Here is a 25449-nt window from a genome sequence, read left to right as displayed (position 1 = left end):
ATCCAGGGCGTTGACAGGGGGGTGGAGAGGAGATCAAGCGACGGTTATACGTATGCTGGATGAGCGCGCTTGGAGCTGTTTGGGCAAAACGACCCGTAGGATTCCGTCTGCGAAGGTGGCCTCGACCTCATCCTCGATGACGCGGCAGGGCAATTGGATGCGCCTGGCAAACGGCGTGAAGCCGTTTTCAATGGCTCGATGCCTATCCGCGCCGCGGGCGAAAGGAGCTGGTTTTTCGCCTTGGACAAGCAGTACGTTTTTAAATACGGTCAACCGCAGCGAATCCGGATCGGCGCCTGGCAATTCGACCTGAACGATCAGAGTGGTGGCGTTTTCGGCTATGTGTACAGCAGGTCCGCGGATGAATTCACCGGGCAGGAGAGAGATCCCGAAATCCCCCCATATCCGGTCGAAGAGGCGGTCGATGTCTCTTCTCAGGTCGTCGAGTTGCTGGTTTTTCCATACCGTCAATTCGAGCATGGTTCGTCCTCCTTAACGGGTCCGTTCCCGGGGGCGGCCGTTTTCCGGTGTTTACTCGGAGCCCGGAGCATAAAAGCAGCGTTTGGGGGAAAATACCTTGCCTTGTTTTTTTAGCGAGTTGATGATTTTGGAGACCTCCTTGCCGTCGATGCCGATGCTTTTGGCGATGTCTCCAGGGCGAACCGGAGCGCCGGCCTTGACCATAGCGTCGAATACGATTTTTTCCTGTTCGTTCATGGAATATTCTCCCGGATCGGATGGGCTCCACAGGAGCCTTTTCGATTGGTTGGCAGGCCGTTGTCAAATGCCCGCCTCCCGCGTGTCGCTCGTTCCGCCCCCATTGCGGCGCGCTTGCGAGTGCGCCTGATTCCTGGGGGGCGCAGGCCTTGGACCTGAGCGTCGTTCCCCGGCCTGTGAACAGCTGGTTTGTCCAGCATGCCGCCAAGGCCGGAAGACCTTTGCCCATTCCGGTCGGAATGGAAAAGCCCTGCTTTAAAAAGGGGTCGCACATCAAGATGTTGCGTTGATTTTTCCCGATTCTGACAGCAGTTTATAGGAATCATCGATTGTCTTCAAGCCACTTTTTTCGTATGCTGCCCCGAACGGCTGCTTGCTCTCGAGCAGGGGGCGTCCGGTGTTTTTGCCCCGAAGGTGGTTCTGTCTCAACGCGGGTCTGAGCCTGCGGTTGCCCCCGGCATTCGCTTCTGGACTGAGGATGGATACTCTCCTATAATGAAAACTTGAAAGGATGCGGATGCAGCCTGTCTGAGAATGATTTTCGGAGAGGGGGATCCTCCCGGACTGGAAACAGGTGCGGCTCGAGGAGCGTCAAGTGCAGACCGGACGCGGCGCTCCGCTATCCCGGGACACGGTCCAGTGGTTGGAAGCTTATGAATTGGCTGGACATTCTGATCATAGCGTTGATGGCCTTTCTGTTGGTCAGGGGGCTTTTCCGCGGTTTCTTCCGCGAGGTCGGATCACTCGCGGGGGTCGTGCTCGGGCTCCTTGCCGCTTTTCGATATGAGGCGAATCTGACGGGTCTTCTCAAGGGGTTTCTTCCGGACTGGCCTTTTCTCTCTCTGCTGAGTTTCGCCCTGATCATGCTGGTGATCATGGTTGCCTGCAATGTGCTCAGCCTGGCTCTCAAAACGGCATTCAAGAAGGTTTTCCTCGGCTGGCTCGACCGTACTCTCGGAGTGGCCGTGGCCTTTGTCAAGGGAATGGTGGTGCTTTATCTTGGCATGGTAATCATCAATTTTTTCGTCCCGGCGGCTTCGCCGGTCGTAGCCCAGTCGAAGCTGTATCCCTGGGTCGTCCGGTCTTCCCAGTTCGTGGCAGGGCAGATACCGCCGGAGACTTATGAACAGTGGAAGAGAAAGTTCCGGGGGGAGAGGTGGACCGGCGGCGAATCCGGAAAGCCGGACCGGTCCGAATCGAACTAAATATGGATTGGGACAGCATTGGAAAGCGTTTCATCGAACTCTGCCGGCTGGTGGACCGGCTGCGCTCGCCCGGCGGGTGCCCGTGGGATGCGAAACAAACGGTGGAAAGCATCAAGCGGTATCTCCTCGAAGAGGCTTACGAGGTGGTGGATTCCGTCGAGAAGGGCGATCCGCAGGATGTCTGCGGGGAATTGGGGGATCTGCTCTTTCAGATTGTTTTCATGGCCCGGATCGAGTCGGAGACAGGGGCCTATGACGTGCTGGATGTGCTCGACCGGATCATCGAGAAGATGATCCGCCGGCACCCTCATGTCTTCGGCGAAGCGCAAGTGGAGAATGCCGAAGAGGTCGCCCGGAACTGGGCGGAGATCAAGAAGCATGAGAACCACGGGGCCGATTCGGCCGCCTCCCTGCTCGACAGCGTGCCCGTGCACCTTCCGGCTCTCATGAGGGCTCATCGCATGACGGAGCGCGCCTCCAAATACGGCCTGGAATCGGGGGACGTCGATGCCTTGCTGGATGAGGCCCGGAAGGATTTCCGGTCTCTGGAGCGGGCGGTGGCCGATGGCGGCGGGTTCGATCAGGTGATGGGCGATCTGCTGTTCACGCTGGCCGCTCTGGCGAGGGTAAGGGGGGGCCATGCGGAAGACCTCCTGCGCTTGTCCAATCAGAGGTTTAAGGAGGATGTGGAGCGGGTGGAAAGCCGTTTCAAGAGCCAAGGTCTGGATCTCGATGCCGTTCCGAGGGGAAGGAAGGCGGAGGTCTGGCAGGGCATTCGGAAGGAAAGGGCGTGATCCGGGTTGCCTCGGAGGAAGAAAAGCGTTCTGAGGAAGCCTCTCAAATGGGCTCTGATAGGCCTTTGCGGGTTTTTCCTGTTTACGGTCTTGCAGGTGGCGGCCTTTCGATTCGTCAATCCGCCGTTCAATTCGATCATGCTGTGGGACTATTTCAAGCACAGCGGTGTCGTCCTCAAGCGGTGGAGGCAGGCGGGCTGGGTGCCCCTCGATGAGATATCCCCGCATCTGCGACGCGCCGTCCTGGCAGGGGAGGATCAGCGTTTTCTGATGCACCGCGGCTTCGATTGGAGGGAGCTTTCGATCGTGTTGAAGGACATGGCCGCGGACCGGGGAATCAGGGGCGCCAGCACGATATCCATGCAGGCTGCCAGGACGGTGTTTCTCTGGCCCGAACGAAGCTGGCTCAGGAAATTTCTGGAGGCCTACTACACGGTTGTGATGGAGGCCCTCTGGAGCAAGGAGAGAATTCTGGAGGTTTACCTCAATATGGTCGACTGGGGCCGGGGGTATATTGGAGCGGAGAGCGCAGCCAGGGGATATTTCAACCAATCAGCCGCCGGCCTGACGCCTTCCCAGGCCGCAGCGATGGCAGCTGTTCTGCCCAACCCGCACCGATGGTCTCCCGTCAAGCCGAACCATGATGTCGTTCGGCGCATCGAGCGCATCCGAAAAGACATGGCATTGATGCCGCTGGTGAATGGACGATGATCTCGCAGATTACCGACTGGATACTGAGGATGAGCCTGAAATGGAAGCTATTGCTTCCCTTTCTCATCCTTTCTTTCATCGGCACGACCGTGCTGGTCTACATCGGGCTCAGGTCTCAAGAGAAGCTGATCAAGAACGAGGAGTTGAAAGAGCTGGCGAGGGTCTATCAGATCTTCCTGACGGTCATCGATCACCGTGAGACGCAGGCGCTTTCCCTTGCCACGATGGTCGCTGTCAACCCCATAGCCGAGGCCGCTTTGGCCCTCAGGGACCGGGAGGGGCTCTACCGCTCCTTCGTCCCCCTTTACGATGAACTTCGCAAGAACTTCGGCATCGGGCAGTTCCACTTTCATATCCCGCCCGCAAAATCCTTTCTGCGGCTGCACATGCCGGAGGAGTCCGGGGAGATGATCTCCTACCGGCGTGAGGTCATCGATGCCATGAAATCGGGCAAGGCTGTCTCCGGGCTGGAGTGGGGCCTGACCGGGCTCGGGATCCGGGGCGTGGCGCCGGTTTACTATGCCGGCGAGCTGGCCGGGACCGTGGAAATCGGATTCCCTTTCGACGCCCCGTTTCTCGAACAGCTGAAGGGCCAGTGGCAAACCGATCTCACGGTTTATGAAAAGCGCGGGGAGGACAACTACATCCTTTTGGCGACCACGGTCAAGGGGTACGCATTCTATGACCCGTTCCCCCTGAATGGGGATTTGTCCTCGGGGTGGCCCCGGATGCTGATTTCCCCCGCCGGCGCGCCCGACAGGTCGGTGCTTCTCGGGACTGTCAGTGATTTTTACGGTGAGATGGTGGCCCTGGTGCAGATCGAGGTCGACCGCTCCGCCATTATGCGGCGCCTCGAGAAGACACGCAACCTGATGTTTCTGGTCGGGGGCGTCGGCATCATCCTCTCGTTCGCCCTGACGTGGCTGGTGGCCTATCTCTTCGTCCGGCCGATCGTCGAGATCGTCCACGACGCCGACGAGATCGCCCGGGGCAGACGGGAGAAACGCCTCAAGATCAGGCCCGCCGACGAGATGGGCAGGCTCACGATCTCCCTGAACACCATGCTCGATTCGCTCCAGGCGCGGCGGCGCGAGATCGCCAACTACGCCCGCACGCTCGAGCGCAAGGTGCAGGAACGCACCGCCGACCTGGTCTCCTCCGAGGAGAAATACCGCACGCTGGTGGAGAACATCCCCTTGATCGTCTATCGTCTGCTCGATGACGGGACGACCGAGTTCCTGAACCCCTACTTTACAGAAAAGCTGGGGTATTCCATCGAGGAGGCGGTCGGCAACAAGCGCTTCTGGTGGGAGAAAGTCTGCGGATACACCGGCGGGCCGGAAGACGACATGGTCCGGCACTGCTGGGAGAACGGGGCGGAGCTGCGCGTCGAGCGGATCATCAAATCCAGAAAAGGTGAAGAACTCATTTTTATCGATCACGCCATCCCGGCCCTGGACGAGCACGGCAATGTCAAGTGGGTGGACGGCACGATGGTCGATATCACCGAGCTGAAGCTCCTGCAGGAGCGGACCCTGCAGACGGAAGAGATCCGTGTGCTCGGTGAGATTTCGGCCCGTTTCGCCCACGAGATCCGCAATCCGCTGGCCATTGCGGGGGGGTTCGCCCGGCGCCTCTGCAACGCCATGTCTCAGGATGACCCCCACTACAAGTTCGCCCAGATCATCGTAGAGGAGGTCGCCCGCCTGGAGGACATCCTCCAGATCATCCTTTCATCCATCGAGCCGTTTACCTTGACGGTCTCCCGCGTAGACCTGAACAAAAGCCTGCAGCACTGCCTCGACGGGCTGGAAGAATCGATCCAGGTGAGGCAAATTCATTTAGAGACGATCTTCGATCCGGCGCTGGATGCGATCGATGGGGATTCCGATCTGCTCCACCGGGCCTTCGAGTGCCTGCTGAAGCATGCAGTAGTCTCCTCGCCGCGCAACGATTCGCTGCTCGTCACCACCGAAAAGCGGAACGGCACCTGCGTGGTGAAGATCAGCCACCGCGCGGAGGGCCTCGGGGATGAGGATCTGGAGCAGTTCTTCTTCCCGCGCATAACGGGAAAGACCGGGTCGGATATCAAGGACCTGCCTCTGGCGAAGGTCATCATACACCGGCACGGGGGCAAGGTCACCGTTCAGCGCGAGGTCGAAGGGCGCATCCTGTTGCGGATAGAATTGCCGGTGGTTCTGCCGAAACCGCGGGGGGGCAAAGGCCGACAGGTACGTTCGGCGAATTGAGGGTTGTCGGAATCGGTTTTTAAGCGCCGGCCCTGAGAGGGGAGGTTTATGCGATTCATCCTGTTGAATGCCTATATTGCCATCGATACGATTTTGTTCTGTCTGTGGACTGCCATTCTCGCGATCTTCGATCGCACCGGGGACACGATCCATGCCTGGGTGGCGCGCCCCTGGGGGAAAAGCATCCTCTGGGGCTGCGGCGTCAAGGTGCGCGTGGTAGGGGCTGAGGGCGTGGACGGCTCGAAGCCGCGCATCTACATGAGCAACCATCAGAGCTTTTTCGACATCTTCGCCCTTCTGGCATACCTCCCGGTCAACTTCAAGTTCATCATGAAGCAGGAGTTGATGCGTATTCCGCTCTTCGGGTTCGCTGTGCGCCGGGCAGGGTATATCGGCATTGTCCGGGACGACCCGCGCAAGGCCGTCGAAAGCATGAACAAGGCTGCACAGCGCATCCGCGATGGCGCGTCGGTGCTGATCTTCCCTGAAGGGACGCGAAGCATCGACGGGAGCCTCCAGGGGTTCAAGCGCGGCGGGTTCAATCTGGCGGTCAAATCAGGATGCGACATCGTTCCGATCGGCATCAGCGGCAGCCACGCGATCGTTCCCAAAGGCAGCCTCCGCGTGAATCGGGGAACAATCGAGATGAGGATCGGAGCCCCTATTTCCCTGGCGGATTACGGCAAGCGCGATATTCAAAAACTGGAAATGGACGTGTGGCTGGCCATCGACAAATTGATTTCCCCGCACAGGGAATCTGCCGGGCACCCATCGTGAATTGTTGAAGCGGCGGCTTCAAGTCAGCTGTCGCGCACGTCAACGTCAGATCTGCAGCGTATTCCCCCGACCGCCTCGAACCACCCGGTCTGAGTCGGTCTTTTTTCTTTTTCGAGGCCTTGAGAGATCACCAATGGCCGCTCGATGCGTCAAGATCGCCGTGTGCGCCCCCGTGTGGGGGATATACACGTACCGCGTGCCCCCGTCGTCGGACGCCCGGGCCGAGGTGGGGCGCCGCGTCCTGGTCCCTTTCGGGAACCGTACGGTGACCGGGTTCATCCTGTCCGAGGACGGGAACGAATCGGGCATGGAGCTCAAAGAGATCCAGCGGATCTTCGACGATCCCCCCCTGTTCGGTTCCGCAATGGTGCCCCTGTTCGAGTGGATGGCGGACTACTATGTTCATCCGCCCGGACAGGTCATCGAGAGCGTGCTGCCGGCCGGCCTCAACGTAAACCCATTTCGATGCGCCGTGTTGACCAAAGAGGGCGAGCGCGCTTTGAAGCGTCTGCCGCTTGAAGACCCCGCACGAGAGACCTTGGGGTGGATCGGCGGAAATCCGGGCGCGAAACTGCCCTGGTCTGCCAAGCAGGTCGATCCCCTGGTGCGAAAAGGCTGGGTGAGCCTGGGGACGGGGCGGAGGTCCGGGCGCGCGCGCCGGCTCTTGCAGCGTTTTGTTTGCGTGAAGGATCATGCCGGTCTGGAGGCCGCAGCTGCCGTGTGCGCCCGCAGCGCGCGCGCCGCGAACGAGCAGGAGTTCCTGCGGATCTTCCTGGACCGGGGCGATGCCGCGCTCAGCCGGATCTGTGCGCTTTTTCCCAACGGAGACTACCTCGTTCGAAAGTGGGTTCGGAAAGGGGTGCTCGAGACCTTTACCGCCCCGGTTTTTCGAAGTCCCGGCGGCGGGACCGCACTGGTGCCGGCGGGGCCCTTTGCGCTGAACGAGGACCAGAAAGCGGTGCTGGCATGGTTGGAAGCGAGCATCGAATCGGGTGTGTTCGCCCCCGCGCTCCTCTACGGTGTGACCGGCAGCGGGAAGACCGAGGTCTACGTCCGTGCGGCGGAAAAGGCGATTAGTCTCGGCCGGCAGGTGATCGTCATGGTTCCGGAGATAGCGCTGGCGGCCTATCTGGAGGGTGTTTTCAGACTGCGGCTTGGCGATCGCGTCGCGGTTTACCACAGCGGGCTCAGCAGGGGGGAGCGTTTCGACGCGTGGCTGCAGATGTCGGCGGGGGAGGTGGATCTGGTGATCGGCGCCCGCTCGGCCCTTTTTGCGCCTGTGCCGCGCCTCGGTCTGATCATCGTCGATGAGGAGCATGATGCCGCCTACAAACAGGACGATCGGGTCCGTTACCAGGCCCGGGACACCGCCGTCATGCGCGCAAAGATGGAGCAGGCGACCGTGCTCATGGGGTCTGGGACGCCCTCGGTGCAGTCTTTCCGCAATGCCTGCGGGGGCCGCTACCGGATGCTCTCGATGCCGGAACGCGTGGAAAAAAGGGCCTTGCCCAGAGTCGAGATGGTGGATATGACGCGGAGTTCGGCCTCCGATCCCGCCGGCGCCATGCTCAGCCGAGAGCTCCGGGAGGCGCTGAAGGCGACCCTGGAGGAGGAGTCCCAGGCGATCCTCTTTCTCAATCGGCGGGGGTTTCACCGGCTGCATGTCTGCAGCGCCTGCGGGCGCTCCCTTCATTGCCCGCACTGCGACGTGGCCTTGACCCACCATCTGGGCGGGCGTGAACTTCGTTGCCATTATTGCGGCTTTAAGGGGCCCGTTCCGCAAGCGTGTCCGGAATGCGGCCGCGAGGCGATCAAAACTTACGGGTTCGGCACCCAGAAACTCGAACTCGAGCTGCGGAGTCTCTTCCCTTCGGCCCGGGTGGCGCGCATGGACACCGACAACACCCGGGCGAAGGGGGTGTCCTTCGAGATTCTCAAGCAGTTCAAAGAACAGGCCATTGACATCCTGGTCGGCACCCAGATGGTGACAAAAGGCTACGATTTCCCTCGGGTGACGCTGGTCGGCGTGATCGCGGCGGACCTCCTCCTGAACTTTCCGGATTTCCGGGCGGCCGAGCGCACGTTCCAGGTCCTGAGCCAGGTGGCCGGGCGGGCGGGTCGCGGGGACCGGCCGGGGAAGGTCATCATCCAGGCCTTCAATGTCGGCCACTATGCCTTGCAGGCGGCGATGGCCCATGATTTCAAAGGCTTCTTCGAGCGTGAGGCCGCGCTGAGGTCCGGGCTTGGCTACCCGCCTTTCGCCCACCTGGTCTGCATCCGGGTGCAAGGCAAGGACCGGGCGAAAACGTTGGCCTGCGCGGAGGAGTTGGGAGCGGGTTTCCGGCGTATGCTGAGCGGGATCGCGGGGCGGAAAGAGGCCGTTCAGGTGATGGGACCGGTGGAGGCCCCCATAGCGCGCATCAAGGACCGCTACCGCTGGCAGATTCTTCTGAAGGGCCGTAAGATCGCAGCCTTGAAGCATCTGCTCGAAAGCATGGGCGAAGCGGTGAGGACGCCGCCGGCCGGGGTGCAGGTGGCCGTGGATGTCGACCCCTATCAAATGCTCTAACTTGCGCGCCAGAAATGGGTTTTTTTGCCGATCTCTGCGTCAATCTGCACGTTTGCTTGTCTGCGACCTATAGGTCGCCTCCGCACCAGAAATGGTCTTTTTTGTCGATCTCTGCGTCAATCTGCACGTTTGCTTGTGCGGCGACCTATAGGTCGCCTCCGCGCAAACGCTTGATTTCCTTGATCTCGGCAAAAAATCCTCATTTCTGGTACGGAGATTTTCCGGGAGGAAGGGGCGTTTGCGTTGGCTGACTGGTACGGAGATTTTCCGGGAGGAAGAGACCTTTGCATGGGCTGTCTGGTCCGGGGATTTTTTGGAAGGCATGAGAGGGGTTGATTTCCGGGTCTGAAACCTTTTGGGCGGATCAAGCTTTATATGATGGGGAAATTCTCTCCAAGGGAGGCAAAGGCCGGGGACGCTTTCGGCGCGGTTGAGGCAGGGCCGCGAGCCCTTCGAGATGTTCTTGAAAGGTTGCTTTATGGAAGCGGGATGCCTAAAATAACGCGATTGAGCGATGCTTCATGTGTCTGGCGGGTGTCCCCGAAGGCCGCCTGGCATGGCAAATGACCGAAACAGACTGGGGGCCAGGATCAGGCCCGTTAAAAAGGGGGATTCATGTTGAAAAAGGTCGAAACGTTCAGGGTGCTGCTGGGTATACTGGTGCTTTGCCTGCTCGGTGTTCCGTTTCAATCCGAAGCCGGGGCGGATATCGCGGCGCCCTCTTTTTCTCTGCCGGATCTAAATGGAAAAGAGGTGACTCTGGAGCAGTACCGCGGCAAGATCGTGCTCCTGGATTTTTGGGCGACCTGGTGCCCTCCGTGCCGTATTTCGATCCCTGAACTCGTGAAGTTGCAGCGGGACCACCAGGAGGACGGTCTGGTGATCCTGGGCGTTTCCGTGGACGACAAGCGCCAGTTCAAGGACGCCTATCTCAAGGCTTTCAGCGAAAAACACAAGATCAACTACCCGATCGTCCGCTACAACGACCGGGTGATCGAGGCCTATTTCACGGAAGACAACCCGGCGATCCCGACGATGTTCGTCATCGACCGGAACGGCAGGATCCGGGACAAGGTGGTCGGCTACAACCCCGAGGCCCTGCGGAGGGCGCTCAAACCGCTGCTGGAACCATGATCGATTTCCATACACATCTGTTTCCTCCGGAGTTCGCGCGGGACCGGACCCCGCTTTTCGAAGGCGAGGATGGATTTCGAACCCTTTACGCATCACCGAACGCCAGGCTGGTCGGGGCCGAAGAGATCATCCAGGCCATGGATGAAGGAGGGATCCGGAAATCGGTGGTCTTCGGATTTCCCTGGGAAAGGGAAGCGTTTTACAAGGCCCACAATGATTACATCATGGAGGCCGTAGAGCGTTATCCAGACCGTTTGATCGGCTTCGCTTGCTTTTCTCCGACGGCCCCGGGGGCGGCCCGCGAGGCGGAGAGGTGTCTTGCCGCCGGGCTGAGGGGGATCGGCGAACTGGCCGTCTACGGAGGAGGTCTGACCAGGGCGGTGACCCACGGTTTGTCGGAGGTTATGGAGATCTGCCGTGTACACGACGCCCCGCTGCTTATGCACGTCAACGAGCCTGTCGGCCACTCCTATCCCGGAAAGGCGCCGATGACCCTGGCGGAGGTTTATGCCTTCCTCGCGGCCTATCCGGAAAACCGAATCGTTCTGGCGCACTGGGGCGGGGGGATCTTTTTCTACGCCCTCATGAAAAAGGAGGTCCGGGAGCGGTTGGCCAACGTCTGGTTCGACACGGCGGCCTCGCCTTATCTGTATGAGCCGGCCATCTACCGGATCGCCGGGGAGATCATCGGCTACGATCGGATCCTGCTCGGCAGCGATTACCCCCTGCTGAAACCACCCCGATATCTGGCGGAGATGAAGGCGGCCGGGCTTTCGGATGAGGCCCTGCAGCGGATTACCGGAGGGAATGCCGCGGATGTGCTCGCTTCTGCGGTATGAGGCTACTCCCCATCCGGAAATGATTTCCCGGTACAACCCAGTTTCCAGTCCGGAAATGAGGATTTTTCGCCAATATCAAGGAAATCAAGCGTTTGTGCTGAGGCGACCTGTAGGTCGCCGCACAAGCAAACGTCCAGATTAACGCCGAGATTGGCAAAAATGACCATTTCCGGATGGAAACGAGTCTATGTTTGAGGAAGGAGACGGGAATCGTGAATGAAGACGCACATTCCGAATCTATGGGGACATCAGCGGCTGATGTGATGCTGGAGGTGCAAAACGGCGTCGGTATTCTGGAGTTGAACCGCCCGAAGGCCTATAACGCCTTCGACCTGCCCATGGTTCAACGCCTCGCAGACGAACTGGTCGCACTGGCCGGCAGGGAAGACGTCCGCGGGCTCATCGTCACCGGTCATGGAAAGGCCTTCTGCGCCGGAGGGGACCTGCGTTGGATCGCCGGGTACAATGGACGGTACGGCGCCGCCTTCCACGAACTGGCGGCCCGCTTTCACCAGGCGATCCTCGAGATGCGGCGGATGCCCAAACCCGTGATCGCCGCACTGAACGGACTGGCTGCAGGCGGCGGGTTCTCGCTCGCGCTGGCCTGCGATTTCCGTATCATGGACCGATCCGCGGTGCTGCGGCAGGCCTACACGAGCAACGGCCTGAGTCTGGACGGCGGCGGGACCTTCACCCTGCCACGCATCGTGGGCCTGGCGAGGGCCATGGAGGTCGTCACGTTCGATGCGCCGATCGATGCCGCCAAGGCCCTGGAATGGGGGCTGGTCACCGAGGTCGTGGAGCAGGGGCGAAGCGTCGCCCGTGCGCTGGAGGTCATGGAGGATATCCTGTCCCGTTCTTCGAGTTCGTTTGCAGCGTCGAAGCAGCTTCTGCTCGAGTCTTTCGGCAACCCTTTCGAGCTTCAGCTGGAGCGTGAACGCGAAATGCTTGCCCGATGCGGAGACCATCCGAACGGTCATGAAGGCGTAGGGGCCTTTCTGGAAAAGCGCAAACCCCGTTTTCAGCCGGTCTAGCCCGCAAGGGGCCCTGCTTTTCCCCTCCGGTCGGCTTGGCTGGTCAGGCCTTGTCGTAGTGGCTGAACTGCATGGTGAAGTTGGCCCGCCCCTGCGACACCGACCGTAAGGCCGTTGAATAGCCGAACATCCTCGAAAGAGGTGCGCGTGCGGTCAACACCTGGACGGCCCCCTCGCTCAGAATCTGTTCGATCCTTCCCTGACGGGTGTTCAGATCGCTGATGACCTCTCCCACAAATTCATCCGGCACAAGGATTTCCACCTTCATGATCGGCTCGAGCTTGAGCGGGCCCGCCTGGCTGCAGGCGTTACGGAAGGCCATGGACGCGGCGACCTTGAAGGCCATGGCATCCGAGACGTTTTCCTTGATTTCGATTTCGAGGACTGCCGTCTGCACATCGATGACCGGATAACCCATCAGAACCCCGCTTTCCTCTGCCTCGGCGACGCCCTGCCGGATCGCCTCCAGGAAGACGTCGGTCAAGCCCGGGTGATCGCACCGGTCCACGAAGCGGTTCCCGGTCCCGCGGGGCAGCGGCGAGATCTCGAGGGTGACGCCCGCGTAATACGCCTGGCCGGCCAGTTCGCGGTGGAAGACCTCCCGGTGGGTGAGGGTCTCGGTGATGGTCTCCCGGTACACCACCTGCGGCTTGCCCTGGTTCGTCTCGGCCAGGAACTCCCGTTTGAGCCTTCCGAGGATGATCTCGAGGTGCAGCTCGCCCATGCCCGAGACGATCGTCTGGCCTGTTTCTTCATCGACATGGTAGCGGAACGTGGGGTCTTCGTCGGCCAGTTTGGCGAGGCCGTCCATCACCCGGTCCTGATCCTGGACCCTCTTGGGCTCGATGGCGATGCTGATGACCGGGGTGTTGAAGCGGATGGATTCGAGCAGCACAGGGTGGTTTTCGCCGCAGAGGGTGTCGCCGGTGGTCGACAGCTTGAGTCCCATTGCAGCGACGATGTCCCCGGCCGACGCGCTGTCGATCCGCTCGCGCTTGTTGGCATGCATCCGGAGCAGGCGGGCGACCTTTTCACGGGTGTTCCGGGTCGAGTTGAAAACCGTGTCGCCTGCCGAGAGCGTCCCCGAATAGATCCGAAGGTAGCTCATCTTGCGGCCCTGGTCCATCATGACCTTGAAGAGCAGAGCGCACACAGGCGCCTTCGCTTTGGGCGGGCACTGAATAGTCTCCCCGGTGGCCGGGACGATGCCTTCGACCGGCGGGATGTCGAGCGGGGAGGGCAGAAAATCGACGATGCCGTCGAGCAGAAGCTGAATGCCTTTGTTTCGCAGGGCCGCGCCGCAGAAAACGGGGACGAGCTGCAACTGGATCGTAGCCTTGCGGATGGCCTGCTTGAGGTCGGCCTCGGGGATCTCCTCCTCGGCCAGGTACTTTTCCATGACGGCGTCGTCTTTGTCCGCCAGCGTCTCCAGCAGTTCTTCATGCCGAGCCCGCGCCTCCTCCTCGAGCTCCGGCGGGATGGGGCCTTCAATGTATTGCGCTCCGAGGCCTTCGTTCTCCCAAATGACAGATTTCATCCGCACCAGGTCGATGATGCCCCGAAAGCGGTCTTCTGCACCCCAGGGCATTTGCAGCACGAGCGGGGCGGCGCCCAACCGCTCTCGAACCATGCGGACGACGCGGTTGAAGTCGGCTCCGACCCGGTCCATCTTGTTCACGAAGGCGATCTTCGGGACCTTGTAGCGGTCGGCCTGATGCCAGACGGTCTCGGACTGCGGCTCCACGCCGCCGACGGCGCAGAATACGCCGATGGCGCCGTCGAGCACCCGGAGGGCCCGCTCGACTTCGACCGTAAAATCCACGTGGCCGGGGGTGTCGATGACATTGATGGTGTGGCTGTGCCAGAGACAGGAGGTGACCGCGGAGGTGATGGTGATGCCGCGCTCCCTCTCCTCGAGCATCCAGTCCATGGTGGCTTCGCCGTCGTGGACCTCCCCCATCTTGTGGAGGCGGCCTGTGTAGAAAAGCACCCGTTCGGTCACGGTCGTTTTGCCGGCGTCGATGTGGGCGATGATCCCGATGTTGCGTGTGGTGTTCAGATGCTGGGCGATCGGCATGAATTCGGATCCTGTGTGCAAAAACGTTTACGAGGGTTCGCGTAAAAAAGGGCCGTCATGGCCGGGCGCTGTGTTTACAAGCCTGTGAGCTGTAAGGGGCATGCCGGAAAAGGCGTCCCCTGGCGACGTTGACATAACCATTTAAAATACGGTATCTTCACCCGACTGTCAAGATGCTGGCGAGCGGCTCCGGATTGGCCGGCCAGCGGGCCCAACGCGTTTTAAGGAGAATTTTTCCAGGCTTTCTGAGATGCAGCGTTTTTGGGGACGCCGGCCGCGGCGGCTGGAGTCGCTTGACCAGAAAGCAATGCTCCGAGGAGGTTCGGGGAATTTGGATATGGAAGCGATCCTGATGCGGATGTACGAGAAGATGTCCGAATCCTTCGGGCCTCAGCACTGGTGGCCCGCTGAGGGGCCCCTGGAGATGATGGTCGGGGCCGTGTTGACGCAGAACACGAGTTGGCGGAATGTCGAAAAGGCCATCGAGGGGTTGAAGTCGAGGAGGCTGATCGACGCGGGGGCGCTCTGCCGGGTCCCTTTCGAGGAACTGGCGCAGGTGATCCGGCCCGCAGGTTACTACAATATCAAGGCGCGGCGGCTGAAGAACCTTGCGGAGTTCATCGTGCAGCGCGCCGCGGGCGACCTGGATGTGCTTTTCGGCGAGGAGACCCCGGCGCTTCGGGAGGCGCTGCTGGGCATCAAGGGGGTCGGACCTGAAACCGCAGACAGCATCCTGCTTTACGCGGCCGGACGGCCTGTTTTCGTGGTGGATGCCTACACGCACCGGATCCTTGGGAGGCACGGGCTGATTTCCGAGGAGGCGACCTATGACGAGACGCAGTCCTGCTTCATGGACCATCTGCCGCAGGATGCCGCACTTTACAATGAGTTTCATGCCCTCATCGTGCGGACGGCCAAGACCAGCTGCGGCAAACGGCCGAACTGCGCCGCGTGTCCGCTGGATGGCTGGCCCGCCGATGATTGATGAAACCCGCATGAAGGAAAATTTGGACAGGGGAGGAACGACACCATGATCAGCCGGTATACCCGCCCTGAGATGGGGCGCATCTGGGAGGACGAGAATCGTTACGCGAAGTGGCTGGATGTCGAGCTGGCCGCCTGTGAGGCCATGAGCGACGAGGGGATCGTCCCGCGTGAGGCCCTCGAAACCATCCGCCGCAAGGCGGGGTTCTCCGTGCAGCGCATCCTCGAGATCGAAGAGGAGACCCGGCACGACGTGATCGCCTTCTTGACGAACGTGGCCGAGCACGTCGGGCCTGATTCACGCTTCATCCATCTGGGCCTGACTTCGTCGGATGTCCTCGACACCAGCCTGGCCCTGCTCCTGCGCGAGGCCATGGATCGCATCCTTGCCGGGGTCGACGAACTGGCTGTGGTCATCGAGCGGCGGGCCCGCGAGCATAAGCAGACCGTCATGATCGGGCGCTCCCACGGGGTTCACGCCGAGCCGATCACCTTCGGGCTGAAGCTCTGTGTGTGGTACACGGAGATGCGGCGGAACCGGCTGCGCCTGGAACAGGCCCGCAAGGTGATTTCCTGCGGGAAGTTCTCCGGGGCGGTGGGAACCTTCGCCAACGTTTCGCCGTCCGTCGAGGCCAGGGCCTGTCGACTGCTCGGCCTCGAGCCGGCCGAGGTCTCCACCCAGATCGTCCAGCGGGACCGGCATGCCCAGTACTTTACGGCGCTCGCGGTTTTGGCCGGGACGCTCGAGAAGATCGCGGTGGAGATCCGCCACCTTCAGCGGACCGAGGTGCTGGAGGCCGAGGAGCCGTTCGCGAAGGGGCAGAAGGGCTCCTCGGCGATGCCCCATAAGAAGAATCCGATCGGTTGTGAAAACATCTCCGGTTTGGCGCGCCTGGTGCGGACCAACGCCCTGGCGGCCCTGGAGAGCATGGCGCTTTGGCATGAAAGGGACATCAGCCATTCCTCCGTCGAACGGGTCATCGGCCCGGACAGCACGATCCTGATCGACTACATGCTCCATCGCCTGAAGGGTATCCTCGACAGGCTGGTGGTTCATCCGGATCGGATGCTCGAGAATCTGCACAAGACGAGAGGGCTCATCTTTTCGCAGCAGGTCCTTGTCGAGTTGGCCGAAAGGGGTCTTGAAAGGCAGGCCGCCTATGTCCTCGTGCAGCGCAACGCGATGAAGGTCTGGGAAACGGGTCAGGATTTCAAATCGCTGCTGCTCGAGGACCCGGACATCTTGAAGGTCCTTTCACGGGAGGAGATCGAGGGGCTTTTCGATCTGAACTACCACCTGAAGCATGTGGACACGATTTTCGAGCGCGTGTTCGGAAGGCCCTGAGCGCAAGGCAGGCTCCAGCCGGCTCACTGATTGTCGGCCACTTTGAGTTCCAGGATGTCCTCCCAGGGGTCGGCCTTGCCGACGGTCACCAGAATCTCCTGGCCCGCTTGGAAGATCTTTCCATCCGCCTTCCTGATCTCGGCGATCAGCTGGGTGTCCCGCAGGACGACGCGGTATTTGCTCTTCAGTTCGTCAAGGACGACGGCGCGGTAGGTTTTCCCGCGGCGGAGCGAGAAGAAGGTCAGGATCCAGTAGCGGAGGCGGTTGCGCTTGATTTTCCCGATCTCCCGGACCAGCGGATCGGTGAAGAGGCGGATTTCTTCCAGCTTTTTGGCGTCGTAGGGAAAGGCCCGCTCCAGAAGAAATGCCGAGATCTGACGCTGCACCACCAGATCGAGATACCTTCGGATGGGGGAACTGGCCTGGATGTAGGCGTCCACCCCCAATCCGCAGTGCGGCTTGGGCGCGGTCTGGATCTGCAGCGGGGCGAGTTTGCGGCGCTGCTGAAAGACGTAGAAAAGATAATCTTTCTCTTCCAGGGGAACCTTCTCGCTCGGCTCCGGCTGGGTCCTGAAAAGCGTCGGGATCTGGTGCTCCACACAGAAGCGGGCCGTGAGCCAGTTGTAGAGGATCATGATTTCGGCCACGATCATGCGTGATGGCGTGTCCTGATCGATGAGCGAGAGCTGGACCTCTCCTGCCTCGCCGAAGACGATGTCGACCTCGGGCAGGGAGATGTTGAGCGCCCCCTGGGAGTGGCGGACCTCCCGGAAACGCCGGCTCAGACGGAGCAGGTCCTGCAGGCGGGGGTCCCCTTCCAGCTGCGCGTTGACGCTTTCATAGGTCAACTGGTCCCTCACCCGGATGATGCTCGGCTTGAGAGTGAAACCGGCCAGGCTCCCCTCGGCGTCGAACCGCGCGAGCAGTGAGAGGGCAGGGCGGTCGCATCCCGCTTTGAGGCTCAGGGTGTCCTGTGAGAGGCCGGGAGGCAGCATCGGAACCTGCCGGCGGGGAAGGTAAAGGGACGACGCCCTCTCGGCAGCCGTCCGATCGAGCAGCGTATCCGGGGGGATCATGGCCGCGACGTCGGCGATGTGGATGCCCAGCTCGTAGAAGCCGTCCACCTTTTCGAGGCTCAGGGCATCGTCGTAATCCTCAGTGGACGCGCCGTCTATGGTCAGGGTGTGGAGGCCGGTCAGATCTTCGCGGTCTTGGGTGTCGAAATCCCCCTGTGCCAGCTCCGAGGCGGCGGCCAGTTCTTCCGCGCTGAAACCGGTCCTGATGCTCGAGCGCAGGAGATCCAGATTTTCGTGCTCCTCCCAGATGCCGATTTGCCGCAATATGCTGCGGGCCTGGCGGATGTCTCTGATGTCGGCCCTGGCGAGCAGTTCTTTCGCATACTTGAGGTCCTGCGCCTCCTCACCCCAAAGCGCCACCTGCTCGAGAAGATTCACCAGGAAACCGCTGCAATCGGGCGGGGCGGCCGGTTCCCCTGAAAGGACTTTCTTCAGCCAGACACTGCCCTCGGAAAGGCGCTCTTCCTTCAGCGCCTCCTCCTCCATCTGCCGGATGATCAGTTCGACCCGCTCCTCGCTTTGCGGCAGAAAACGGCCGTCCTTGTATTTGAAATAGATGTGGTCGTCGAAGAGGGCGCGCATAAGGGCCGAGACGTGGTCGTCCCGCACGTCCTCCCCGAAGATCAACTCCGCCAGATACCCGTGGCTGAAGCTTTCCTCCTCGTCTTTGACCAGTTCCCAAAGGTATTTGACGTCTATCTCCTGCTTGAGCCTGTCGCGGGTTTCTTCCGTTCGCTTCAGGATATCCAGCAGTTCCTCGCGGGGCCGGGACGGATCGATGCTGCGGTTCGAGACCAGAAGGGTCCGTTTGTGGGAAAGGTTGACTTCGCGGTTGTAGGCGGTCAGGAGATGGAGGCGGCTGCCGCGGTCCTGTAAACACAGCGTGCAGACGAATTTCCCCTGGTCGATATATTCGATGATCTGACCTTCGTGCATAAGTGGTTAAGTCCGTGTAGGGCTGAAAAGGTTTTAGGATTCGGTCCCATCCGGAAAGGGTCTTCTTTGCCGATCCGGGAGTCAAGGTGCTCTCTGCCTGGTGGGTGCCTTAAGGGGCGCCTCCAGCCGAACGCTCGATTTCCCGAATGCGGAAAAAGGCTCGCTCTTAAATGGGGAAAATGATGCTGCTGGCTGCCCCTTTCCGGGCAGATGGGAGTCAGAGGCTTGGATTTACAAAATAATCTTCAACTCCTGCATTTCAAGGCCTCAGTCCTGGCTCAGGGTGTCATCGTTTCCAAGATAGGTGGTTTCACTCAAACCTTTAATTTGTTCGCTTTGGGACGCACTTTCAAAGGTTAAATTCTGATTCCTGGCATGTCCGTCTTTTTTTGCCGGCCGGAAACGGATACGGGCAAAGGTCGTGCGCCGGGTCCGGAACGAGGACGTTCAGCCTTGGGTTTCCGACCTTTCCAGGTCCGTCGTTGCATTGGTCTCTTTTCTTTGTTATCTTGAATCTTGACCGTGCAGATCCACTGCGAACCCTTCCTGCGCCTTGAAGGCACCCATGACTGACAGCCCTTACAAAAAACGCCTGGATATTTTTCGCAGCCGCCTTCGTGAAAAGACCCCTTGCGATGCGGCCTGGATCTCCGAGCCCCACAACCGCCGTTACCTCTCGGGTTTCAGGGCCGATGACCCGCAGATCAACGAATCCTCCGGTTCGCTCCTGATCGACGCGACCCGCTGCCTGCTCCTGACCGACTCCCGATATGTCCTGCAGGCGCAGGACGAAGCGCCCGATTTCGAGATCATCGAGGTCAAGAACGGTGTTCACAACCTTCTCCCGTCCCTGCTGCTGGAGATGGGAGCCGGACTTCTCGGATTCGAAGAGGACCAGGTGACGTGGGGCCTCCACCATAAGGTCAGTCAAGCCCTTGACGGCAAGGTATCCGGGGGGCTGTCCCCTTTGGGAGGCCTGGTCGAGGCCATGCGCGAGGTCAAGGATTCAGATGAAATCGCGGCCATGGAAGCTTCCGGCAAACTGATAGCGTCCATCGTAACCGAATTGATCGAAAATCTCAAGCCGGGGCTGACCGAGCGGAAGGTGGCATGGACGATGGAGGGAATGGCGGCGGAGGCCGGCGCCGACGGGGTCGCTTTCCCGCCGATCGTCGCCTCGGGGTCGAACGGCGCGTTGCCCCATGCCGTCCCTGCCGACCGGCGGCTGCAGCCGGGCGAACCGATCGTGCTGGACATGGGCGTGCGCCTGAACGGGTATTGCTCGGATATGACGCGGACGGTTTTTCTCGGCGAGGCCGAGCCGGAATTCCGCAAGGTCTACTCCATCGTCCGCGAGGCGCAGCTGGCGGGTTTGAAGGAGGTCCGGCCGGGTGTGCGGAGCGATCTTCCCGATGCGGCGGCGCGGCGGATCATCGCCGATGCGGGCTATGGGCCTTTCTTTGGCCATGCCCTGGGCCATGGAGTGGGTTTGGCCACCCACGAGGGCCCCCGGCTCAGCCCCTTGCGTCCGGTCACCCTTGAAGAGGGCATGGTCGTGACGGTCGAACCGGGGATCTATCTACCGGGAAAGGGGGGTGTCCGCCTGGAGGAAATGGTGCTGATAGAGGCCGGGGGCGCCAGGATTCTGACCCCGGAGTCGCATTACTACGATTTTCGGGGGTAGCTGGGGCAGAGCCCTGAACGGCAGAGGGCGAAAGGGACCCGGTCAGGCGCCATTCAGGATCTTTTCGGCCTGGAACCGAGTGCAATCCAAGAGGGATGACCAGGCGGTTTTTGGGGCAGTTTTGATCAGGACCCCTGCGAAAGGTGACGGGTATGGACGCGGAGCAGTGGATTGACCGGTTTCTGATGCAAATGGAGCTCGAGCGGGGTCTATCCAACCACACCATTCAGGCTTATGCCCGCGATCTCGGCCGTTTCAACCTGTATCTGAGGGGCCGGGGCCTCGACCTTGGCGGCTTGACCCAGGATGATCTGAACGCGTACCTTGTCGATCTTGGCCGCGGCCTCTCTTTTCGCAGTGTCGCCCGCCATGTTTCAGCCATCCGGGTCTTTCTGAAGTATCTGGTGCGGCATGGCGTGATATCCGGCAATCCGGCAAGGCTCTTGGATCTGCCCAAAATGCGGCGCAAACTCCCGGAGATCTTGAGCCTTGACGAAGTGGACAAGCTCCTTGCCGCGCCGGACGGGCGCTCGCCGAAGGGGCTGCGCGACCGTGCGATGCTCGAGGTCCTCTATGCCGCCGGCCTGCGGGTCTCAGAGTTGATCCAGCTGCGCACTTTTCTGGTGGACCTCGAGGGTGGTTTTCTGCGGACCATGGGCAAGGGCTCCAAGGAAAGGCTCGTCCCCTTGGGCGTGCGCGCCGTCGAGGCTGTTCGAGGCTACCTGCAAGGCGGCCGCCCCAGCCTCCGGAAGGGCCCGAACAGCCCGTATCTCTTCCTCAATATGCGGGGGGGGCGGATGTCGCGGCAGGGCTTCTGGAAGCTCATCAAACAGTATGGGCGACAGGCTGGAATCAAGAAGGAGATCACTCCCCATGTGCTGCGTCATTCCTTCGCCAGCCACCTGCTCGAAGGGGGAGCGGATTTGAGATCGGTGCAGATCATGCTGGGGCATGCGGATATCTCGACCACCCAGATCTATACCCATGTCACTCGGGAACGGCTGAAGGCCGTGCACGAAAAGCATCATCCGCGGCCTTAGCAGACCGTTGAAAAACGTCCGACAGCTGCGCTGCGCTCATCCCGTGACTGCTGCGCCCTTATCCTGGCGCATCATTCCACGGAATTTCCAAAGCTTTGCACCCGGCTGTTTTCAACGGCCTGCGCACAATGGATGTTTCAATACGCTGTCAAGGCGCCGCCGGCCGAGCGGCCCGTCCAGGGGCCTGGATGTTCGAGGGCCACAGCGGGCCGACAAGGACAGGAATGGGAGAACTCATACAATTGCCCCTCAAGGCTCCGCTCCGCCGCAATGCGCTGGTCGCCAAGCCGTGGGAGTTTCGGAAAGCGCACTGGGAATCGTCTCATTTCGTCCAGATGCTGCGGGAGGTCGCCGACCGATGGGAGGATGAACTGGGGTTTCCTGATCTCGCGGAGGGCCGCAGTGTTGGCGATTTGCCGCCCCATTTCACCCTGAAGGGAGGTGTGGGATATACGATCCGGGGGATGTGCGGCCTCCGGGGAGAGGAGGGGAGGATGCGGGAGGCCTATTATCTTGTCGGCCTTCTGGATTGCCTGATCAACCAGGTGAACCCCATCCTGCGAACCGACATCCTGAGGGATCTGTACCGCAAGGTCTTCGAGTTGAAGGATCTGCTGCAGTTCCATTGGTATGGGCCGCTCGATCAAGTGCTGTTGCCCATCGACCGTGTTTTGCACGATGCATCTGTTTATCGGGCGGCCCTGAATCGCGCCGCCACCATGAAGGAACTTTACCAGCGGATTCGTGAGGGCACCGATACCATGTTTGACATCCTCGGCCGGCGGTATGTTTTTTACTGCCCGAGAGTGGGGCCGATGCATCATGAGTGATGAAAATGATAAAGTTTTTTCATCCGCAACCGAGATGCCGGAGCGCCTTCCCGGTGATGAAGCCGCCGACATGGAGGGCGCCGGGGTCAGTGATCTGGTTCTGAAAACCTTGTTTGAAGGGATTCAGGAAGAGATCATGGTGGTGGACGCGGATCTTGTGATCCGTGACGCGAATCCGAGCTTCCTGAGACGTTTGCGTTTGCCGAAAGAGCAGGTGATCGGCCGCAAGTGCTACGAGGTCGCTTCGGGGTTTTGCAGCGAACAGGCGTGCCGGACGGATGTCTGTCATTTGGAGCGTGCCCGCAAGTCGGACCAGCGGGTCGAGATCGTCAACCGGGTGTTCGACAGGCGGCGTGAGAGGATGCGTGAGATCGTCCGCCTCGTTTATCCCGTGCGCGGCCAGGGCGATGCCTCCCGGTATTTTGTGCAGATTACTCGGGATGAAACCGCACGCCGCCAGTTGGTCCGAAGGGTCAAGGCATCCCAGAGAAAATTCCGCATCATCCTCGAGACGGCGACCGATGCGATCCTCAGCCTTGATGCCGATCAGCGGATCATCCACTTCAACGACGCCGCCTGCCGGCTTTTCGGGTACAGCCGCCGGGAGGTGCTCGGAAAAGAAATCGGCCTGTTCATTCCCCCGCAGCAGGCGGAAGATTACCACGAACTGAAACGGTTTCTTTCGGCGAAGAGGCCGAAGCACCTGCGGAGGCCTTTGTCCCTCTCGGCCCTTCGAAAAGGAGGCGAATCCTTTCCCGTCGAGATGGGGATTTCCTATCAGTTGATAGAGAGCGAACCGACCTATACGGCAATCCTCCGCGATATCTCCGAAAAGAGGCAGATGGAGAAAAAGCTTCTTCAGAATGAACGGTTGGCTGCGGTCGGGCAGACGGTTGCGCAGGTGGCCCACGAGATCAAGAATCCTTTGATGATCATCGGCGGGTTTTCCCGCCAGATCCGCGAGACGCTCTCCGACGAAAAGGCGGTCCGCAAGCTGGATCTGATCTTTGAAGAGATCGGCCGGTTGGAGCGGCTCGTCGCAGACCTGGGGGATTTTACCAAGCAGTACCGGTTGGTAAAAAAACCGACGGACATCAACAGCTTGCTGAAGGAGGTCACAGGAGTGATGTCCGCCCTGCATCCGCCGGGAAAATTTCGATTCGTTCTCGAGGGGGGCGCGGAGCCGCTCACGATCCTTTGCGACCCTGACAAGGTGAAGCAGGTCTTGTTGAATATCGTAGGAAACGGTCTGGAGGCCATGGGAGAAGGGGGAACCCTCAAGCTCTCGGCCCGGCGTGAGAGACGAGGAGCACGGATAGAGATCAGCGACACGGGGCGTGGGATTCCGGAAGGTGACCTCGAGAGGATCTTCGAACCTTTCTACACCACCAGGCACAAGGGCCTGGGGCTGGGGCTGTCCATCTGCTTCAAACTGGTGGAGGCCCATGGTGGAGACATTTCGGTGTTCAGCCATTCCGGTCAGGGTACCACCTTCTCTATTTTTCTGCCGGGGGCGTGAAGGCGCCCCATCGCACGACCAAATCCGCCGGCAAGGGCCTTTTGGATTTTTTGTTTGACTGGAAGGATTAGTGATGTTATAAATTAAGGATTGCCGCGGGGTGGAGCAGTCAGGTAGCTCGTCGGGCTCATAACCCGAAGGTCGCTGGTTCGAATCCGGCCCCCGCTACCAGGAAAATCAAGGGGTTACGGTCACAAGCCGTAGCCCCTTTTTTTGTTTTTCGGGCTCCATGCAAGCGTACTGTACGCGCGCCGACCCAGGTCCGGGGCAGCACACCGACGAGATCCTGCTGGGGGAAGTCTGCAGCAGGGAGGAGGTCGATACGTTCCGGCGGGAGGAGGTCATTCTCTGAAAATCACGGTCTCGGAAAGACTGATGGGATTTTGATTAGTTCAAGGGGGGAGAAGGATTCATCGTTTAGACCATGCGCTGACAAAAAGGATCACCCCGAAGATCTCCAGACGCCCCATCAGCATGGCGAAGCTGAGGACCCATTTGCCCGCCTGGGGCATGCCGGCAAAATTTCCTAAAGAGCTGACCGTCCCAAAACCTGGCCCTACATTACCCATAGCTGCGGCTGATCCGGAGAAGGCAGAGAGCACGTCTACACCCATGGCCGAAAGGAGCAGGGTGGACAGGAAAACGATCGCCAGGTAAAGGCCGATATAGAGGAGGACGGATTCCAGGACGTCATCTTCTATGGTGGTTCCGCCTATTTTTGTCGTGATGACTGCATGGGGATGACGTGTCAGTTTTACGCGCTTGAGGATCCCTTTCCAGAAGATGAGGATGCGGTCGGTCTTGATTCCTCCGGAAGTCGAGCCGGCACAGGCGCACTGCAGGGTGAAAAAGACCATGATCAATTGGGCGAAGCCCGGCCAGTTGGCGGAGTCCGCAGTGGCAAAGCCGGTGGAGGTCCCAAGAGAAATCAATTGAAAGGCCCCATGGCGTAGTGATTCCCCCCAGCCCGGGAAAACGGTGCCGTGCACCACCGATGTGACGAGGGCGACCCCAATGACCATGGCTGATAGGTAGTACCGCGCGACAGGCGACCTCCAGAGTTCACAGGGCTGCCCCTTTAAGGCGGCGAAGAGAAGCCCGAAGTGAAGCCCGGATAGGAGCATGAAGAGCAGGATCACTGCCTCCGCCGCTGGATTTTGAAATGCAGCGACGCTGAGATTCTTGGTTGAAAAACCGCCTGTCGCAATGGTTGCAAACGCGTGGGTCACGGCATCGAAGAGGGTCAGACCACAAAAACAAAGTGCGACGGTTTCGGCAAGTGTGAGACTGACATAGGTCATGACGATGATCTGCAGCGTCTTTTTCGTCCTGTAGCGGAAGGACTCAGCTGCCAGGCTGGACATTTCGCTCCGGTAGAGGACCATGCCTGCCCGGCCTATGGAAGGAATGACCGAAAGCGTGAACACGATGATGCCTATGCCGCCGATCCAATGGGTGGTGGCGCGCCAGAAGAGCAGACCGCCGGGCAGGGATTCGATATCTTCAAGGATGGTGGAACCTGTCGTCGTAAATCCGGAGACGCTCTCGAACCAGGCATCGGTCAAGGTGAAGGGCCCTCCCCAGAGCACGTAAGGCAGAATGCCTATCCCAAGTTTGCCATTTTTTTTACCGAAAGCTGATATTTCAGTATGTTAGTCGATTTTATGGTCACTACTCATTTTACGGTCGCGATTTTTTTCGGCATGGGGACCTCCTTTAGCCCGAGGTGCTGATAGATTTCCTGATGTTCGGGTTCAGCGCTGCTACAGAGGCGCAGATGCTTGCGCTGGACCGTATCCTGTTCTTTGACATTGAACTCGATGGTCAGGCGTTGGTGGGTCGAGAGGATATCTCGGACAGTGAGCCATGAACGATGGTCGCCACACAGGCGCAGCTTGTGTTCAATGATGTGCAGGATGTGGTAGGCCA

Annotated in this window: 20 protein-coding genes, 1 tRNA gene and 1 pseudogene; 16 read left to right on the top strand and 6 right to left on the bottom strand. The window is 60.2% G+C overall.

Translation table 11 applies throughout. The features are described 5' to 3' along the window. Nucleotides 1-33 precede the first annotated feature (33 nt). Together H567_RS0115215 and H567_RS0115210 are read right to left on the bottom strand one after the other, a co-directional pair. Complete coding sequence (locus H567_RS0115215; RefSeq protein ID WP_028322060.1) at nucleotides 34-480, bottom strand: Hsp20/alpha crystallin family protein; 447 nt, start codon at nucleotides 478-480, stop codon at nucleotides 34-36. Nucleotides 481-531: 51 nt separating this feature from the next. After that, nucleotides 532-717 (bottom strand): transcriptional regulator, encoded by a 186-nt coding sequence (locus tag H567_RS0115210; protein WP_028322059.1) that lies wholly within the window; start codon nucleotides 715-717, stop codon nucleotides 532-534. Between the two features lie 653 nt (nucleotides 718-1370). Between H567_RS0115210 and H567_RS0115200 the strand changes: the two genes are divergently transcribed. The 9 genes from H567_RS0115200 to H567_RS0115155 all read left to right on the top strand — a co-directional run bounded on the left by H567_RS0115200 (nucleotide 1371) and on the right by H567_RS0115155 (nucleotide 12029). After that, nucleotides 1371-1922, top strand: coding sequence for a CvpA family protein (locus H567_RS0115200; RefSeq protein WP_028322058.1), 552 nt, complete (start codon nucleotides 1371-1373; stop codon nucleotides 1920-1922). Continuing rightward, nucleotides 1847-2716, top strand: coding sequence for a nucleoside triphosphate pyrophosphohydrolase (gene mazG / locus H567_RS0115195; RefSeq protein ID WP_161626634.1), 870 nt, complete (start codon nucleotides 1847-1849; stop codon nucleotides 2714-2716). Before H567_RS0115200 ends, mazG begins: the two co-directional genes overlap by 76 nt. Before the next feature lie 6 nt (nucleotides 2717-2722). Continuing rightward, entirely contained in the window at nucleotides 2723-3427 is a 705-nt protein-coding gene (mtgA, locus tag H567_RS25255) for a monofunctional biosynthetic peptidoglycan transglycosylase (RefSeq protein WP_244155489.1), read from the top strand. Continuing rightward, nucleotides 3424-5676 carry a cache domain-containing protein gene (locus H567_RS0115185; protein WP_028322056.1) on the top strand — a complete coding sequence of 751 codons (2253 nt, stop codon included), beginning with the start codon at nucleotides 3424-3426 and terminating at the stop codon, nucleotides 5674-5676. The genes mtgA and H567_RS0115185 overlap by 4 nt, the downstream gene beginning before the upstream one ends. Nucleotides 5677-5724: 48 nt before the next feature. Then, nucleotides 5725-6453, top strand: coding sequence for a lysophospholipid acyltransferase family protein (locus H567_RS25250; protein ID WP_051184967.1), 729 nt, complete (start codon nucleotides 5725-5727; stop codon nucleotides 6451-6453). Nucleotides 6454-6586: 133 nt separating this feature from the next. Continuing rightward, the gene (gene priA / locus H567_RS0115175) at nucleotides 6587-9022 is read left to right on the top strand and encodes a replication restart helicase PriA (RefSeq protein WP_028322055.1); all 2436 of its coding nucleotides are present in this window, start codon (nucleotides 6587-6589) and stop codon (nucleotides 9020-9022) included. A gap of 615 nt (nucleotides 9023-9637) precedes the next feature. Further along, entirely contained in the window at nucleotides 9638-10156 is a 519-nt protein-coding gene (locus H567_RS25245; protein WP_051184965.1) for a peroxiredoxin family protein, read from the top strand. Continuing rightward, nucleotides 10153-10995: an amidohydrolase family protein gene (locus H567_RS0115160; protein ID WP_028322054.1), complete on the top strand. Its 843-nt coding sequence runs from the start codon at nucleotides 10153-10155 to the stop codon at nucleotides 10993-10995. Before H567_RS25245 ends, H567_RS0115160 begins: the two co-directional genes overlap by 4 nt. A 212-nt stretch (nucleotides 10996-11207) precedes the next feature. Further along, nucleotides 11208-12029: an enoyl-CoA hydratase/isomerase family protein gene (locus H567_RS0115155; RefSeq protein ID WP_244155488.1), complete on the top strand. Its 822-nt coding sequence runs from the start codon at nucleotides 11208-11210 to the stop codon at nucleotides 12027-12029. A 43-nt stretch (nucleotides 12030-12072) separates the two neighbouring features. On the opposite strand, the gene fusA is transcribed toward H567_RS0115155, so the two are convergent. After that, nucleotides 12073-14106 carry an elongation factor G gene (gene fusA / locus H567_RS0115150; RefSeq protein WP_028322052.1) on the bottom strand — a complete coding sequence of 678 codons (2034 nt, stop codon included), beginning with the start codon at nucleotides 14104-14106 and terminating at the stop codon, nucleotides 12073-12075. 337 nt (nucleotides 14107-14443) lie between these two features. On the opposite strand from fusA, the gene H567_RS0115145 reads away from it, so the two are divergent. Further along, nucleotides 14444-15091, top strand: coding sequence for an endonuclease III domain-containing protein (locus tag H567_RS0115145; RefSeq protein WP_028322051.1), 648 nt, complete (start codon nucleotides 14444-14446; stop codon nucleotides 15089-15091). A 45-nt stretch (nucleotides 15092-15136) separates the two neighbouring features. Then, nucleotides 15137-16435 carry an adenylosuccinate lyase gene (purB, locus tag H567_RS0115140; protein ID WP_028322050.1) on the top strand — a complete coding sequence of 433 codons (1299 nt, stop codon included), beginning with the start codon at nucleotides 15137-15139 and terminating at the stop codon, nucleotides 16433-16435. Nucleotides 16436-16458: 23 nt separating this feature from the next. On the opposite strand, the gene H567_RS0115135 is transcribed toward purB, so the two are convergent. Beyond that, nucleotides 16459-18447: a ribonuclease catalytic domain-containing protein gene (locus tag H567_RS0115135; RefSeq protein ID WP_028322049.1), complete on the bottom strand. Its 1989-nt coding sequence runs from the start codon at nucleotides 18445-18447 to the stop codon at nucleotides 16459-16461. A 565-nt stretch (nucleotides 18448-19012) separates the two neighbouring features. Here H567_RS0115135 and H567_RS0115130 point away from each other — a divergent pair. From H567_RS0115130 to H567_RS0115110, 5 genes are all read left to right on the top strand, one after another. Further along, complete coding sequence (locus H567_RS0115130; protein ID WP_028322048.1) at nucleotides 19013-20131, top strand: M24 family metallopeptidase; 1119 nt, start codon at nucleotides 19013-19015, stop codon at nucleotides 20129-20131. 152 nt (nucleotides 20132-20283) lie between these two features. Further along, entirely contained in the window at nucleotides 20284-21171 is an 888-nt protein-coding gene (gene xerD / locus H567_RS0115125) for a site-specific tyrosine recombinase XerD (protein WP_028322047.1), read from the top strand. A gap of 224 nt (nucleotides 21172-21395) precedes the next feature. Further along, nucleotides 21396-22001 (top strand): hypothetical protein, encoded by a 606-nt coding sequence (locus H567_RS0115120; RefSeq protein WP_035254667.1) that lies wholly within the window; start codon nucleotides 21396-21398, stop codon nucleotides 21999-22001. Beyond that, nucleotides 21994-23520: an ATP-binding protein gene (locus H567_RS0115115; RefSeq protein ID WP_035254665.1), complete on the top strand. Its 1527-nt coding sequence runs from the start codon at nucleotides 21994-21996 to the stop codon at nucleotides 23518-23520. Before H567_RS0115120 ends, H567_RS0115115 begins: the two co-directional genes overlap by 8 nt. Before the next feature lie 94 nt (nucleotides 23521-23614). Then, nucleotides 23615-23691 (top strand) — tRNA-Met (locus H567_RS0115110). Nucleotides 23692-23930: 239 nt separating this feature from the next. Here the strand turns inward: H567_RS0115110 and H567_RS25235 are convergent. Together H567_RS25235 and H567_RS29040 are read right to left on the bottom strand one after the other, a co-directional pair. Then, nucleotides 23931-25109 carry a TrkH family potassium uptake protein gene (locus H567_RS25235; protein WP_337833087.1) on the bottom strand — a complete coding sequence of 393 codons (1179 nt, stop codon included), beginning with the start codon at nucleotides 25107-25109 and terminating at the stop codon, nucleotides 23931-23933. 86 nt (nucleotides 25110-25195) lie between these two features. Continuing rightward, nucleotides 25196-25449 (bottom strand): annotated as a pseudogene (locus tag H567_RS29040) (IS1634 family transposase); the annotation flags it as partial.

Source organism: Desulfatiglans anilini DSM 4660, from assembly GCF_000422285.1.
GTDB lineage: Bacteria > Desulfobacterota > DSM-4660 > Desulfatiglandales > Desulfatiglandaceae > Desulfatiglans > Desulfatiglans anilini.
The sequence above is the reverse complement of the archived record's forward strand: the minus strand, read 5'-3'. Positions and strand labels throughout refer to the sequence as shown.

Coding starts and splice junctions, on each gene's coding strand:
- H567_RS0115115 (WP_035254665.1), top strand. CDS start 21,994: ATGAGTGATGAAAATGATAAAGTTTTTTCATCCGCAACCGAGATGCCG.
- fusA (WP_028322052.1), bottom strand. CDS start 14,106: ATGCCGATCGCCCAGCATCTGAACACCACACGCAACATCGGGATCATC.
- H567_RS0115130 (WP_028322048.1), top strand. CDS start 19,013: ATGACTGACAGCCCTTACAAAAAACGCCTGGATATTTTTCGCAGCCGC.
- H567_RS0115160 (WP_028322054.1), top strand. CDS start 10,153: ATGATCGATTTCCATACACATCTGTTTCCTCCGGAGTTCGCGCGGGAC.
- H567_RS25250 (WP_051184967.1), top strand. CDS start 5,725: ATGCGATTCATCCTGTTGAATGCCTATATTGCCATCGATACGATTTTG.
- H567_RS0115200 (WP_028322058.1), top strand. CDS start 1,371: ATGAATTGGCTGGACATTCTGATCATAGCGTTGATGGCCTTTCTGTTG.
- H567_RS25245 (WP_051184965.1), top strand. CDS start 9,638: ATGTTGAAAAAGGTCGAAACGTTCAGGGTGCTGCTGGGTATACTGGTG.
- purB (WP_028322050.1), top strand. CDS start 15,137: ATGATCAGCCGGTATACCCGCCCTGAGATGGGGCGCATCTGGGAGGAC.
- xerD (WP_028322047.1), top strand. CDS start 20,284: ATGGACGCGGAGCAGTGGATTGACCGGTTTCTGATGCAAATGGAGCTC.
- H567_RS0115135 (WP_028322049.1), bottom strand. CDS start 18,447: ATGCACGAAGGTCAGATCATCGAATATATCGACCAGGGGAAATTCGTC.
- H567_RS0115120 (WP_035254667.1), top strand. CDS start 21,396: ATGGGAGAACTCATACAATTGCCCCTCAAGGCTCCGCTCCGCCGCAAT.
- H567_RS0115210 (WP_028322059.1), bottom strand. CDS start 717: ATGAACGAACAGGAAAAAATCGTATTCGACGCTATGGTCAAGGCCGGC.
- H567_RS0115215 (WP_028322060.1), bottom strand. CDS start 480: ATGCTCGAATTGACGGTATGGAAAAACCAGCAACTCGACGACCTGAGA.
- priA (WP_028322055.1), top strand. CDS start 6,587: ATGGCCGCTCGATGCGTCAAGATCGCCGTGTGCGCCCCCGTGTGGGGG.
- H567_RS0115185 (WP_028322056.1), top strand. CDS start 3,424: ATGATCTCGCAGATTACCGACTGGATACTGAGGATGAGCCTGAAATGG.
- H567_RS0115145 (WP_028322051.1), top strand. CDS start 14,444: ATGGAAGCGATCCTGATGCGGATGTACGAGAAGATGTCCGAATCCTTC.